At 55.6% G+C, this 13,711-nt stretch carries 11 protein-coding genes; 6 read left to right on the plus strand and 5 right to left on the minus strand.

Translation table 11 applies throughout. The features are described from left to right. The first annotated feature begins 37 nt into the window (after positions 1 to 37). The gene (locus tag AC1VYI_RS22160; protein ID WP_047743011.1) at positions 38 to 1,981 is read left to right on the plus strand and encodes a bifunctional 2',3'-cyclic-nucleotide 2'-phosphodiesterase/3'-nucleotidase; all 1,944 of its coding nucleotides are present in this window, start codon (positions 38 to 40) and stop codon (positions 1,979 to 1,981) included. Between the two features lie 98 nt (positions 1,982 to 2,079). Here the strand turns inward: AC1VYI_RS22160 and AC1VYI_RS22165 are convergent, their stop codons facing one another. After that, on the minus strand, positions 2,080 to 2,466 hold the full coding sequence (locus AC1VYI_RS22165) for a winged helix-turn-helix transcriptional regulator (RefSeq protein ID WP_023310158.1): 387 nt from the start codon (positions 2,464 to 2,466) through the stop codon (positions 2,080 to 2,082). A gap of 84 nt (positions 2,467 to 2,550) precedes the next feature. Here AC1VYI_RS22165 and AC1VYI_RS22170 point away from each other — a divergent pair, with 84 nt between their 5' ends. Continuing rightward, positions 2,551 to 3,399, plus strand: coding sequence for an SDR family oxidoreductase (locus AC1VYI_RS22170; RefSeq protein WP_047743012.1), 849 nt, complete (start codon positions 2,551 to 2,553; stop codon positions 3,397 to 3,399). 126 nt (positions 3,400 to 3,525) lie between these two features. On the opposite strand, the gene AC1VYI_RS22175 is transcribed toward AC1VYI_RS22170, so the two are convergent. Then, positions 3,526 to 5,187, minus strand: coding sequence for a beta-ketoacyl synthase (locus AC1VYI_RS22175; protein WP_226483404.1), 1,662 nt, complete (start codon positions 5,185 to 5,187; stop codon positions 3,526 to 3,528). A gap of 413 nt (positions 5,188 to 5,600) precedes the next feature. On the opposite strand from AC1VYI_RS22175, the gene AC1VYI_RS22180 reads away from it, so the two are divergent. The 3 genes from AC1VYI_RS22180 (at position 5,601) to AC1VYI_RS22190 (ending at position 8,558) form a co-directional block, all read left to right on the plus strand. Continuing rightward, on the plus strand, positions 5,601 to 6,644 hold the full coding sequence (locus tag AC1VYI_RS22180; RefSeq protein WP_482882873.1) for a GlxA family transcriptional regulator: 1,044 nt from the start codon (positions 5,601 to 5,603) through the stop codon (positions 6,642 to 6,644). Between the two features lie 48 nt (positions 6,645 to 6,692). Then, complete coding sequence (locus AC1VYI_RS22185; RefSeq protein WP_134866864.1) at positions 6,693 to 7,517, plus strand: AraC family transcriptional regulator; 825 nt, start codon at positions 6,693 to 6,695, stop codon at positions 7,515 to 7,517. 75 nt (positions 7,518 to 7,592) lie between these two features. Then, the gene (locus AC1VYI_RS22190) at positions 7,593 to 8,558 is read left to right on the plus strand and encodes a DMT family transporter (RefSeq protein WP_134866865.1); all 966 of its coding nucleotides are present in this window, start codon (positions 7,593 to 7,595) and stop codon (positions 8,556 to 8,558) included. Positions 8,559 to 8,637: 79 nt separating this feature from the next. On the opposite strand, the gene AC1VYI_RS22195 is transcribed toward AC1VYI_RS22190, so the two are convergent. Then, positions 8,638 to 10,287, minus strand: a complete 1,650-nt coding sequence (locus AC1VYI_RS22195; RefSeq protein WP_134866866.1) for a methyl-accepting chemotaxis protein — start codon at positions 10,285 to 10,287, stop codon at positions 8,638 to 8,640. Positions 10,288 to 10,530: 243 nt separating this feature from the next. Between AC1VYI_RS22195 and ytfE the strand changes: the two genes are divergently transcribed. Further along, a complete protein-coding gene (gene ytfE / locus AC1VYI_RS22200; RefSeq protein ID WP_134866867.1) occupies positions 10,531 to 11,193 on the plus strand; it encodes an iron-sulfur cluster repair protein YtfE in 663 nt (220 codons plus the stop codon). Positions 11,194 to 11,289: 96 nt separating this feature from the next. Here the strand turns inward: ytfE and cycA are convergent, their stop codons facing one another. After that, on the minus strand, positions 11,290 to 12,699 hold the full coding sequence (gene cycA / locus AC1VYI_RS22205; protein ID WP_023310150.1) for a D-serine/D-alanine/glycine transporter: 1,410 nt from the start codon (positions 12,697 to 12,699) through the stop codon (positions 11,290 to 11,292). Positions 12,700 to 13,010: 311 nt separating this feature from the next. After that, on the minus strand, positions 13,011 to 13,631 hold the full coding sequence (gene bamJ, locus AC1VYI_RS22210) for a BamJ family beta-barrel-assembly machinery protein (RefSeq protein ID WP_008502892.1): 621 nt from the start codon (positions 13,629 to 13,631) through the stop codon (positions 13,011 to 13,013). Positions 13,632 to 13,711 lie beyond the last annotated feature (80 nt).

Consider the following 13,711-nt stretch of genomic DNA (forward strand, 5'->3'; position numbering starts at 1 on the left):
CTCTTTTGTGCTCTGCATCGAAAAAAGGACTCCTCTGATGATTAAGTTTAGTGCAACGCTTCTGGCGACGCTGATTGCAGCGAGCGCGCAGGCGGCGACGGTAGATCTGCGTATTCTGGAAACGACCGATCTGCACAGCAACATGATGGACTTCGATTACTACAAAGATACCCCGACGGAAAAATTCGGCCTGGTACGCACGGCAAGCCTGATCGATGCGGCGCGTGGCGAAGTGAAAAACAGCGTGCTGGTCGACAATGGCGATCTGATTCAGGGCAGTCCGCTCGGGGATTACATGGCGACCAGGGGGCTGAAAAAAGGCGAGATCCATCCTGTTTATAAAGCGATGAACACCCTGGACTATACCGTCGGCAACCTCGGTAACCACGAATTCAACTACGGTCTGACATACCTGCACGATGCGCTCGCTGGTGCGAAATTCCCGTACGTTAACGCCAATATCATCGACGTTAAGACCCAAAAGCCGCTCTTTACCCCTTATCTGATTAAAGAGACCAACGTCATCGACCAGGACGGTAAAAAACAGACGCTGAAAATCGGCTATATCGGCTTTGTGCCGCCGCAGATCATGACGTGGGATAAAGCTAACCTCGACGGCAAAGTGACCGTTAACGACATCACCGAAACCGCGCGGAAATACGTGCCGGAAATGCGCGAAAAAGGCGCCGATCTGGTAGTCGTTGTCGCCCACTCGGGTCTCTCCGCCGATCCGTATCAGGCCATGGCAGAAAACTCCGTTTACTATCTGAGTGAAGTTCCAGGCGTAGACGCGATCCTGTTCGGCCACGCCCACGCGGTCTTCCCGGGCAAAGATTTCGCCAGCATCAAAGGGGCGGACATTGAGAAAGGGACGCTCAACGGCGTGCCGTCGGTGATGCCGGGCATGTGGGGCGACCATCTTGGCGTGGTGGATCTGGTGCTGAATAACGACGGCGGCAGCTGGAAGGTGACGCAGTCAAAAGCCGAAGCGCGCCCGATTTACGACGCTACGGCTAAAAAATCTCTGGCGGCGGAAGATAAAAAACTGGTCGACGTGCTAAAGCACGATCACGACGCCACGCGCGAATTCGTCAGCAAGCCGATCGGCAAATCCGCCGACAACATGTACAGCTTCCTGGCGCTGGTGCAGGATGACCCGACCGTTCAGGTCGTCAACATGGCGCAGAAAGCCTATGCCGAACACTTTGTGCAGGGCGATCCGGATCTGGCAAAACTGCCGGTTCTGTCAGCCGCTGCGCCATTCAAGGTGGGCGGACGTAAGAACGACCCGGCAAGCTATGTTGAAGTCGAAAAGGGCCAGCTGACCTTCCGTAACGCCGCCGATCTCTACCTCTACCCGAACACGCTGGTGGTGGTAAAAGCGACGGGCCAGGAGGTGAAAGAGTGGCTGGAGTGCTCTGCCGGACAGTTTAACCAGATTGACCCGCACAGCAGTAAGCCGCAGTCGCTGATTAACTGGGACGGCTTCCGTACCTATAACTTCGACGTGATCGACGGCGTGAACTACCAGATTGACGTCACCCAGCCGGCAAAATATGACGGCGAGTGTCAGGCGATCAACCCGCAGGCGGAGCGCATCAAAAACCTGACCTTCAACGGCAAGGCGATTGACCCGAATGCCACCTTCCTGGTCGTGACCAATAACTACCGCGCCTACGGCGGTAAGTTTGCCGGTACGGGGGATAGCCACATCGCCTTTGCCTCGCCGGACGAGAACCGCTCGGTGCTGGCGGCGTGGATCAGCGCGGAGTCGAAGAAGGCGGGCGAAATTCATCCGGCAGTGGACAACAACTGGCGTCTCGCGCCGATCCACAGCGATACGAAACTGGATATCCGCTTCGAAACGTCGCCATCCGATAAGGCAGCCGCGTTTATCAAGGATAAAGCCCAGTATCCGATGAAGAAGGTCGCAACGGATGATATTGGGTTCGCGATTTATCAGGTGGATTTGAGTAAGTAAAACCAAAACGGCAACATGCGTTGCCGTTTTTCGTGTTTGTTCCCTCTCCCTGTGGGAGAGGGTCAGGGTGAGGGCATCAGGCCGCATATATCCGGCGTTTAAGCCGCACGATCGTCCCGATTCGCCATCACCTTCGGCGTATTCACCTCAATCCAGTCCGCCAGCGCGGCGACCTTCTCGCTCACCTCAATCCCCATCGGCGTCAGACTATACTCTACGTGCGGCGGCACCACCGGATACGACACGCGATCGACAAACCCGTCCAGCTCCAGCGCCTGGAGTGACTGGGACAGCATCTTTTCGCTCACTCCGCCCATTTTACGGCGCAGATCGCTAAAGCGATGCGTACCCTGGCGCAGGGCCAGCAGAATCAGGACACCCCAGCGGCTGGTGACGTGTTTGAGCACTTCGCGTGAAGGGCACTGTTCCGCGAAAAGATTGCCATCGCGCACGAGTTCGCTGAGCGTCGGTATCGTTGTTTTCATACTTACCTTTTTGTACGTACTTACTAAAAGTTAGCTATGGTGCTAGTGTGCCACAACACCAGACAAACACGAAAGAGATTCATCATGATCGCGATTACCGGCGCTACCGGCCAGCTTGGCCATCTCGTTATCGAACAGCTGCTGAAAACCGTACCGGCCAGCCAGATTGTGGCCATCGTACGTAACCCGGCGAAAGCGCAGGCCTTAAGCCAGCAGGGAATTGTGGTTCGTCAGGCGGACTACACGGATGAAGCCGCATTCACCGCCGCGCTGAGCGGCGTGGATAAGCTGCTGCTGATCTCTTCCAGCGAAGTCGGCCAGCGCGCGACCCAGCACCAGAACGTCATTAACGCCGCCAAAACGGCTGGTGTGAAATTTATCGCCTACACCAGCCTACTGCATGCGGACAACTCCCCACTGGGCCTGCACGTTGAACACGTTGCCACTGAAAAAGCGCTGGCGGCATCCGGCATTCCTTATGCCCTGCTGCGCAACGGCTGGTATACCGAAAACTACCTGGCGAGCGCGCCGCCTGCGCTGGAACACGGCGTCTTTATTGGTGCGGCAGGCGAAGGCAAAATTGCCTCTGCCACCCGTGCAGACTATGCCGCGGCGGCAGCGAAAGTGATCGCAGAAGAGGGCCACGCGGGCAAGGTCTATGAACTGGCGGGCGACCACGGCTGGACGCTGAGCGAACTGGCGGCAGAACTCAGCAAACAGAGCGGGAAGCCGGTAGCCTATCAGAATCTCAGTGAAGCGGATTTTGCCGCCGCGCTGAAAAGCGTCGGCCTGCCTGCCGGGCTGGCAGATATGCTGGCGGACTCCGATGTGGGTGCGTCCAAAGGGGGACTTTTTGACGATAGCCATACGCTGAGCAAACTGATCGGGCGCGCAACGACGCCGCTGGCGCAGAGCATTAAAGCTATTCTATAACGGCCTGAGCGTTTTTTCCTGCGGCCGGGTCATTCATCTTACCCGGCACGCTATGCTGCGCAAAAATAAGGTGCCTGAGAAAATACAGGCACCTTATTTTATTAATAATAAAAACAGAGATAACGATTAAAAGTCCGGGTATTGTTTATCCGTCGCGTACGTTATCGGCTTTTCAAATCCGGGAATGGTGATGCCATTCATATCAATCTTAATATCTTCCTCATTTATCCCCTGCTGTCCGAACAGATAAATGACATTCAGTTCCCCCTGTGACGCCGCCTCGTCGTACGCGTTAGCCTGACGTCGCACCTGGCGGTTACTCTGCTGATATTCCGCAAACACAGCGTCCCCATAGCGTTTGCGCAACCATTGATGGGTAAGCTTTGGCGAGTAAACCACCCCCGTGGCATTATTACCGCCAAAGCCTTTTGAATTAATAAAGGCGATTTGTCTCTGGTCTTCCTCTAATTTGCAGTCCTGAAGAGGAATGGTTAAGCGCACGTTGTTCACCTGCGGCGCGATGCGGGACACGCTTTTAATTCCCGGCAAAATACCATAGCGGAAGACGCCGAGGCAGCCGATCAGCTGGTCGCCGCTGGCGGGGCCCAGAGAGTGGCCGAGATACGATTTCACCGCCGTCACCGGCCAGTCGCGAATCGAAAAGGCTTGCGCAACGCGGTCAAAAATATCCGCCTCGGAGACGCAATTCTTCGGCGTGCTTGATCCGTGCGCCTGAATAAACGATCCCTTCTGCACCGTCTCCATCCCGGCCATCGATACCGCAGAGGCTACGGCTTTCGCCATGGTGATGTAGTTCCCCGGCCCCGGCGACGCAATAGAACGTTTAAAGCCGTCAGCGTTGATGAAGACATTCCCCACCGAACCGTGGATCTCTGCGCCAAGCTGCAGCGCCAGCTCGTCGTCCATTAACACGACATACTGGCTGGATTCTGCGATAACAAAACCGCAGCTGTTGCCAAACGGGCGGCTGCTGTTGCGCCAGTCGGCCGTTTCCGTTTCATCAATGTGCTTAAGCTTGCTCTCCGTTGCCAGGGCGCCCATGGCATCGAAGCCTTCAATCACTTCTGAGGTAACCGGCGCTTCGGCGCTGCCAACGACGGCTACGCGAATGCGCCCCGCTTTGATATCTTCGACTGCCGCATTCAGGTTATACAGAAACGTGGCGCACGCCCCCAGCGTGGCGCTGGTATGACCGACGCTACCCAGCACATAGGCATTGAGGAAATCGGCGCACATGCTGTTCAGGCCCAGCGGGCACTGTTTGGCGCTGACGCGATGGCCTTTCAGGCGCGACTGCAGCATTCCGCCAAAGCCATAATCGTCGAGCTGCCCCATGATATTGCCCGAATAGACGCCGAGCTGATCCGGCCTGATTTTGGCCTGTATCTCTCGCCACGGGATCCCCAGGGCATTGATGGCGTCTGACGCCCCGACAATCGCCATCTGTAACGCCCGCGGATGGAACTGCGAATTGTAATGGTCGCCCGGACGGAATCCCTGCGGCAACAGCCCTGCAGCCTGAACCTCCGTGCGCAGCAACGCCTCAATTTTGCAGTCCATCTCTCCCTGAACGGTAATACGGACACGCCGATCCGCTAATTCTTCAACGTGCCATCCCGCCGGTAAGGGTTGAGGTAATTGCCTGGCAGATATATTAAAACTGAATCCCTCTTCGCCTGAAGCCATATTCAGTTTTGCATGGCTGGCAATAGCATCGACATCAAAATAGTCGCGCGTAATTTTTCTGATAAGGGTTCCCTCAAGCACCTCGTCTTTTATCCTCGCGGCGGCCTGAGCAGGTGTGAATCTTTTACCAGAAATATCGCAATACCCACCTTCATCATATTTAAGCATACCCATCAGAATGGCTAACGATAATAATATTTCCTGCCTTTCCTTTTCCGATAATGACTCAATGATTATGCGACGAAATGCATGATGTGAAGAACTACGACCAGCTGGACCATAGCCACCAAAAGCCGTTATTACGGGTAATTTCACCATAATTCATCCTCTCGTGGTCGTGCATTTATTTTATTAAGCAAGTGCGATAATTTCAGATATTAGTTTACAAATCACCGACAAAAGCTAATATGAAAATCCAGCCAAAACGCTGACTTTTTTGGCCACGGCAACGATGAGCTACCAAAAATAATAGTCAAAACAGGTATTAATCAAAAATGACAAATACACAAATAGGATTTGTGTTATGTGAACGCATGCTAAGTTCCGGTCTCAGTCTTCCGATTGAAATGTGGAAAGCGGCAGCCAGTAGCTATTTAGCTGAGCAAAAAACAACATCCCACGCAGGCACGCACAAACCGGAGAAGTCACCCTTCAGGCTCTGTCGCCCGGAGAATATTCTGAAGGTGAATACCATTGGCATAAACAGCGAGCCCATCCTGACGCACAGCGGCTTTAGCATTACCGCCGATACCACCCTTGCCGAAGACAGACACTATGACGTTATCTATCTTCCTGCCCTGTGGCGCAATCCTCGCGCAGTGGTGAGACAACAGTCTGAACTTCTGGAATGGCTGACCGAGCAGGCCGCGCGAGGAACCCGCATCGCCGCCGTCGGAACGGGCTGCTGTTTTCTGGCGGAGTCGGGACTGCTCAACGGAAAGCCCGCCACCACCCACTGGCACTACTTCAAACAATTCTCGCGTGACTACCCCAGCGTAAAATTACAGACAAAGCATTTTCTCACTCAGGCCGATAATATTTTCTGCGCCGCAAGCGTTAAGGCCCTGTCAGATCTGACGATCCATTTTATAGAAACAATATACGGGAAACGTGTAGCCACACATACTCAACGGACATTTTTCCATGAAATTCGTAGCCAGTTTGAACGTCAATGTTACAGTGAAGAAAACAAACCCCATCCGGATGAGGATATTATTCAAATTCAAATCTGGATAAAAGCCAACTGCGCTTCGGATATATCCATGCAAAGTCTCGCAGATATGACCGGCATGAGTTTGCGCAACTTTAATCGCCGCTTTAAAAATGCCACCGACATGTCTCCTCTGCAGTATTTATTAACCACCAGAATTGAATCCGCCATGACAATGCTGCAATCCACCAACCTTTCCATTCAGGAGATCGCGAATGCGGTTGGATATCAGGATATTGCGCACTTTAATCGCCAGTTTAAGCATAAAACCACGGTTTCACCGGGGGATTACCGTAAGACCGTCCGGGCAAAGATGTTTAGTGCATAAACGCCGGTCATCTCTGATAATGAAAAGATGACCACGAGGAGGCTCAACGTGCAAGGCGTACCGGAACAGTTTAATGATGAAAGAGACAGCGCGCGCTTTCGCCATCTGGCGCAGCTGCCGGGGCTGGAGCTTTATCACGCGCATATTTCTGATTACGCCTTTGAGCCTCACACCCATGAAGCCTTCGGGATCGGCACGATTGAAACCGGCGCCGAACGCTTTCGCTATCGCGGTACTCAGCATCTCGCGGCGGAAAAATCCGTCGTCACCATGAACCCGGACGAGATCCATACCGGTGAATCCGCCACCGAAGGCGGCTGGCGCTACCGGATGGTCTATATCGAACCCGATCTGCTGGAAGAGGTGACCGGCCTGCGGCACTGGTGGTTTAGCGATGTCACGCGTCATGACCCGCTGCGCTCGCAGCAAATCGGCAGGCTCATTTACGGCCTGTGGCACACGGACGATCCGCTTGCGCAAAAAGGATTACTGCTGGATCTGATTGAGACCTTCCGGCCGCTGGCCCATCACGCGCCTGTGATTCAGGAGGGCGCGCACCGCTTCGAACGCGTGCGCGAGTATCTGCACGACAACTATATGCGCGCCCTGACGCTGGACGAACTGGCCAGCGTCGTATCGCTCAGCCCGTACCATTTCCAGCGCCAGTTCAAAGCCCATTTTCACGTTACGCCGCACCAGATGCTGATGGCCATTCGCCTCTGGCGCGCCAAAGCGTTTCTCACCCACGGCATGCCCGCCGCAGAGGTCGCCACCGCAACCGGACTGACCGATCAGTCGCATCTGACCCGCGCGTTTACCCACCGCTACGGCATTACCCCCGTGCGCTACCAGAAGCAGGTCACCCGGCGCTAATGCGCAACCTCATACAATACGCGCGCATTTGCCCCTCCTACACTGAGAACAGAGTAAATACCTGTGGATGGAAAAATGATTAGTGGAGTGTTGTATGCCCTGCTGGCCGGGATGATGTGGGGGCTGATTTTTGTCGGCCCGCTGATCGTGCCGGAGTACCCGGCGATATTGCAGTCGACCGGACGTTATCTGGCGCTGGGGCTGATTGCCCTGCCCCTGGCGTGGCTGGGACGCGCGCGCTTGCGTCAGCTCAGCCGTCAGGACTGGGGCACCGCGCTGGCGCTGACCATGATGGGCAATCTTATCTATTATGTTTGCCTCGCGAGCGCCATTCAGCGTACCGGTGCGCCGGTATCGACCATGATTATCGGCACGCTGCCGGTCGTCATCCCCGTCTTTGCTAACCTGCTCTACAGCCACCGCGATGGCAAACTGGCGTGGTCAAAAATGGCACCGGCGCTGGTCTGCACTGCCCTGGGGCTGATATGCGTCAATATTGCCGAGCTGCGTCACGGGCAGGCGGATGTTGACCTGTGGCGTTACGGCTCTGGCATTGTGCTGGCGTTCATTTCCGTGGCGTGCTGGGCATGGTATGCCCTGCGCAACGCGCGCTGGCTGCGGGAGAACCCGGACAAGCATCCGATGATGTGGGCGACGGCGCAGGCGCTGGTCACGCTGCCCGTCTCGCTGGTGGGCTATGCCGGGGCGTGCATCTGGTTAGGCCATCAACTGCCAGACTTCGCCCAGCCCTTCGGGCCAAGACCCTGGGTGTTTATCGGCCTGATGATTGCGATTGCGGTGCTGTGCTCATGGGTGGGCGCGCTGTGCTGGAACATTGCCAGCCAGAAGCTGCCAACGGTGATTTTAGGGCCGCTGATTGTCTTCGAAACCCTGGCCGGACTGCTTTATACCTTCCTGATGCGTCAGAGCGTGCCGCCGCTGTTTACGGCCTGCGGGATCGCGCTGCTGGTGGTGGGAGTGGTGATGGCGGTAAGAGCGAAGCCGGAAAAACCGAGGGTCGTTCCGGCGTCGGAGGTGTAAGCATTGCCCAGCGTCGCTGCGCTTGCAGAGCCTACAAAATCGTAGGCCCGGTAAGGCGTAACCGCCACCGGGCAAGTCCTTAAAACGTTTCCCAGTTCCCTTCAGACGCCGCCGCTACGGGCTGCGCTTTGGGCACATAGGTTTTCACCGGCGCCGCTTTGACCGCCTGGTTGCGGGTGATTTTGAACACCGCCACCGCTTCGTTCAGGCGTGCAGCCTGATCTTCCAGCGCCGCCGCCGCGGCCGCAGACTCCTCTACCAGCGAGGCGTTCTGCTGGGTCACGCGGTCCATCTCGGCTACCGCCTGACCCACCTGATCGATACCGCGGCTCTGCTCGTCAGAGGCCGAGGCAATTTCGCCCATGATGTCGGTGACGCGGGTGACCGCATTGACGATCTCCGCCATCGTCTCCCCGGCTTCGTTAACCAGCTGGGAGCCCGCGTTCACGCGCTCGCCGGAATCATCGATCAGCGCTTTGATCTCTTTCGCCGCCTGGGCGCTGCGCTGGGCGAGAGTGCGTACTTCCCCTGCCACCACCGCAAAACCACGGCCCTGCTCGCCCGCGCGCGCCGCTTCCACCGCCGCGTTCAGCGCCAGAATGTTAGTCTGGAAGGCAATTCCGTCGATCACGTTAGTAATTTGCGCGATTTTACTGGAGCTGGTGGCGATTTCGTCCATTGTACGCACCACGCCTTCCACCACGTTACCGCCCTTCTTCGCCGTTGAGGAGGCGTCCAGCGCCAGACGGGACGCCTGACGCGCGTTATCGGCGTTCTGCTTCACGGTTGCCGTCAGCTGTTCCATGCTGGCTGCCGTCTCTTCCAGAGACGCGGCCTGCTGCTCGGTACGGGAAGAGAGGTCGTTACTGCCCGCAGAGATTTCGCCTGCACCGGTGTAAATCGTATCTGCGCCTTCACGCACCACGCCCACGGTGTTCGCCAGCGAGGTCTGCATCTCCTGAACGTTGCGCGCCAGGATAGCCATTTCGTTCTTACCTTCAGCCTGAATCGGCTGGGTTAAATCCCCTGCCGCAATGGCGCGAATATGGTTAATCACCTCTTCCAGAGGCAGCAGCAGCACGCGGCGCATGGCTACCCAGCTGGAGATAATCACCACAATCACCAGCAGCATAACCGCAGAGAGGATCCACAGGATGCGCTTGTAGTCGCTTTCATTGTCCTGGATGCCTTTATCGGTAAGCGTTGCCTGCGCTTCGCGCCATTCACGGTAAACCGCCTGCATCGCAGTCTGCTTTTGCTCCGCGTTCTGCTTGAACATGTCTTCCAGATTGCCCTGGCTCAGCAGGACGTTCATTTGCGTCAGCGTTGAGGTGTAAATGCGGTACTGCTCTTCCAGACGCTTGGCCAGGTTCTCGTCCAGGCCCGGCGTATTTGGCAGGGCATAGTATTTATCGTAATGGACCTGCGCATCGGCGAGCAGATTTTTCGCCGTGTTGACCAGCTCATTGAGCTGCCCACCGTTAATCTGAGAGGCCATGCTGCTTTGCAGACGCAGCATCCCGCGGTTCAGCGTCACGCGCGCCTGGTTCAGGCTGATCCACGCATCGGTAAACTCCGCCACGTTCTTGCTGGAGAGCTGCGACACGGTGAAATTGTCTTTATCGTTATTCAGCGCGTTGATAAAGATACCCGCGGAAATCACTTGCATGATGCCGAGCACAAGCAGCACCGAAATCAGAAGGGTAATGACTTTTATACGTTTAAACATGCGTTGCCTTTGTTATATGCAGGTTTGTCTGACGTGGATATATCGGCAGGCGCGGCGGGTTGTTTACTGTTTCTACACCTTTAAAAAGTTTCTAAACCACTTTCTTGAGCCCATTCAGAGAGTTAAACGGGGTATTTTTTGTGATCTGCATCTCACTTTTTCCCTTCCCTCTAAAGGGTTATAGCGCTGGCTTAAAGATGCATTTAATATGCACTTTATATTATTGATGACGAGGTAACTGCTATGGCCTTTCGCGACCAACCACTGGGCGAGCTGGCGCTCTCCATTCCTCGCGCTTCTGCGCTGTTTCGTAAATACGATATGGATTACTGCTGCGGCGGTAAGCAAACCCTGGCGCGTGCGGCCTCACGCAAGGAGCTGGACGTGGAGGTGATTGAAGCAGAGCTGGCGCTGCTGGCCGAGCAGCCCGTCGACAAAGACTGGCGAGCCGCCCCACTCGCTGAAATCATCGACCATATCCTCGTGCGTTACCATGACCGTCACCGTGAGCAGCTGCCGGAACTGATCCTGCAGGCAACCAAAGTTGAGCGCGTCCATGCCGACAAACCGTCCGTACCGCGAGGTCTGGCGAAATACCTGACCCTGCTGCACGAAGAGCTTTCCAGCCACATGATGAAAGAAGAGCAGATCCTCTTCCCGATGATTAAACAGGGAATGGGAAGCCAGGCGATGGGGCCTATCAGCGTAATGGAAAGCGAGCACGATGATGCGGGTGAACTGCTGGAAGTAATCAAACACACCACCCACAACGTCACGCCGCCGCCAGAAGCGTGCACAACGTGGAAAGCGATGTACAACGGCATTAACGAGTTGATTGACGACCTGATGGAACACATCAGTCTTGAGAACAACGTTCTGTTCCCGCGGGCATTAGCTGGGGAATAAAAAAGGCCGCTGCGGCCTGATGACCTCACCCCGCCCCTCTCCCACGGGGAGAAGGGGCAAAAACTAAAAACGGCAACCGAAGTTGCCGTTTTGCTTTTACCTTACGCCTGCCATACGTTTCTTACCGATAAACACCCAGCCCAGCCCCAGCGCGATAAACCACAGCGGCGTGACGATCAGCGCCTGACGGGTATCATCTTCCAGCGTCAGCAGAACCAGCACGAAGACGAAGAACGCCATGCACACCCAGCACATCAGCTTGCCCAGCGGCATCTTGTAGATCGATTTCTCATGCAGGTGCGGGCGCTGCTTGCGGTACACCAGGTATGAACAGAGGATGATGGTCCAGACGAACATAAACAGGATCGCCGAGACCGTGGTGATCATGGTGAACGCGCCAATCACGCTTGGGTTTACGTAGAGCATTACCACGCCGCCCAGCAGGCACATGCAGGAGAAGGTCAACCCTTTTGCCGGTACCGCGCGCTTCGACAGCTTGGCGAACGCGCTCGGCGCCACGCCTTCCTGTGCCAGGCCAAACAGCATACGGCTGGTGGAGAACACGCCGCTGTTCGCGGAAGACGCCGCAGAGGTCAGCACCACGAAGTTAATCAGGCTCGCGGCAGCAGGCAAGCCTACCAGCACGAACAGCTCAACGAACGGGCTCTTGGTTGGTACCACGGAGCTCCACGGCGTCACGGACATAATAATGATCAGCGCGAAGACGTAGAACATGATGATACGCAGCGGAATTGAGTTAATGGCGCGCGGGAGAGACTTCTCGGGATCTTTGGTCTCCGCTGCCGTCGTGCCCACCAGCTCAATTCCCACGAACGCAAATACCGCGATCTGGAAGCCGGCAAAGAAGCCGCTAATGCCTTTCGGGAACCAGCCGCCGTCATTCCACAGATGGGTAAACGACGCCTGAACGCCCGTTGGCGACTGGAAGTGGGTGAGCACCATCACCAGACCCACGACGATAAGCCCGACAATCGCCACGATTTTGATCATCGCGAACCAGAACTCCATCTCACCGAACATTTTAACGGTGGCGAGGTTCAGGCTCAGCAGCAGAACAATGACCGCCAGCGAGGCGACCCAGTCCGACAGCCCCGGGAACCAGAACTGCGCGTAGGCGGTAATCGCCACGACGTCCGCCATACCGGTGACGACCCAGCAGAACCAGTAGGTCCAGCCGGTGAAATAGCCCGCCCACGGCCCGAGCAGGTCAGACGCGAAGTCGCTAAAGGATTTGTATTCGAGGTTCGAGAGCAGCAGTTCACCCATTGCACGCATCACGAAGAAGAGCATAAAACCGATGATCATATAAACGAAGATGATCGACGGCCCGGCGAGACTGATGGTTTTGCCTGACCCCATAAACAGCCCGGTACCGATGGCACCCCCAATCGCAATGAGCTGAATATGACGGTTTGTGAGATTGCGCCGTAGCGACTGTTCAGACGTCGCCTCTTCTGTAGCGGCGACTTTGACCTGATCTACCATGTAATTTTCCTGTTTATGCCTGTCTGTGTTGTTAAGGCTCTTCTGGCCTTTAAAAACGTCAAAAAAATGACGGTCCCTTTGTAAGGGTTTATCGATATTAGGTAAGAATCGGCGGGATGAATACTATGATTTAGATATTATGTTAATAATATGTTGAAAGTGAGTGTCATATCACTCATACAGCGCGAAACAGCTCACAAAAATACACGCAACAGTTTCGTTTGCAAGATAAAATGTTGATAGCGCCATAACTATAGGTGTTTGCACTATTTTCCTCTCCCCAACCGGGGAGAGGAAATAAGAAAATTCGATTACAGAATTTCCAGCAGCTCGACTTCAAAGACCAGGGTGCTGAATGGCGGAATGGACGCGCCAGCGCCGCGCTCGCCGTAGGCCAGGTTATGCGGGATAGTCAGTTCCCATTTGGAACCCACTGGCATCAGGGTCAGAGCTTCAATCCAGCCAGCGATCACGCCGTTGACCGGGAACTCAGCCGGTTCGCCGCGCGCCACGGAGCTGTCGAACACGGTACCGTCGATCAGTTTACCTGTGTAATGCACGCGAACGTGATCGGTACGCGCCGGGATTGCGCCGTCGCCCTGATTGATCACGCGGAACTGCAGACCGGATTCGGTGCTGTTCACGCCTTCACGCTCACGGTTCTCTTCCAGATATTTCACACCTTCGGCCGCCATCTCTTCGAAGCGCGCGCGACGCACGGCGTCAGCACGTTCGTGGATTTCACGCAGCGCACGGTGCACAACGTCTACCGGAACGGCAGGCTGTTTGCCTTCCAGCGCGTCAGCGATACCCGCCACCAGCGCTTCTGGTAACAGACCTTCCAGGCCGGATTCGCTCAGTTGCTGTCCTACCTGCAAGCCGATACCGTAACTTGCCTGCGCTTCGATAGTGTCAAAAGTCGGGGTGGTCATGGGTTTTCCTTCCATCACATTTAAAGTAGCGGGCAGCATATCAGCCATGCCCTTATGGGTAAAACTTTGTCTGAAGTTAA

The organism is Enterobacter sp. QK-SA4, from assembly GCF_056856775.1.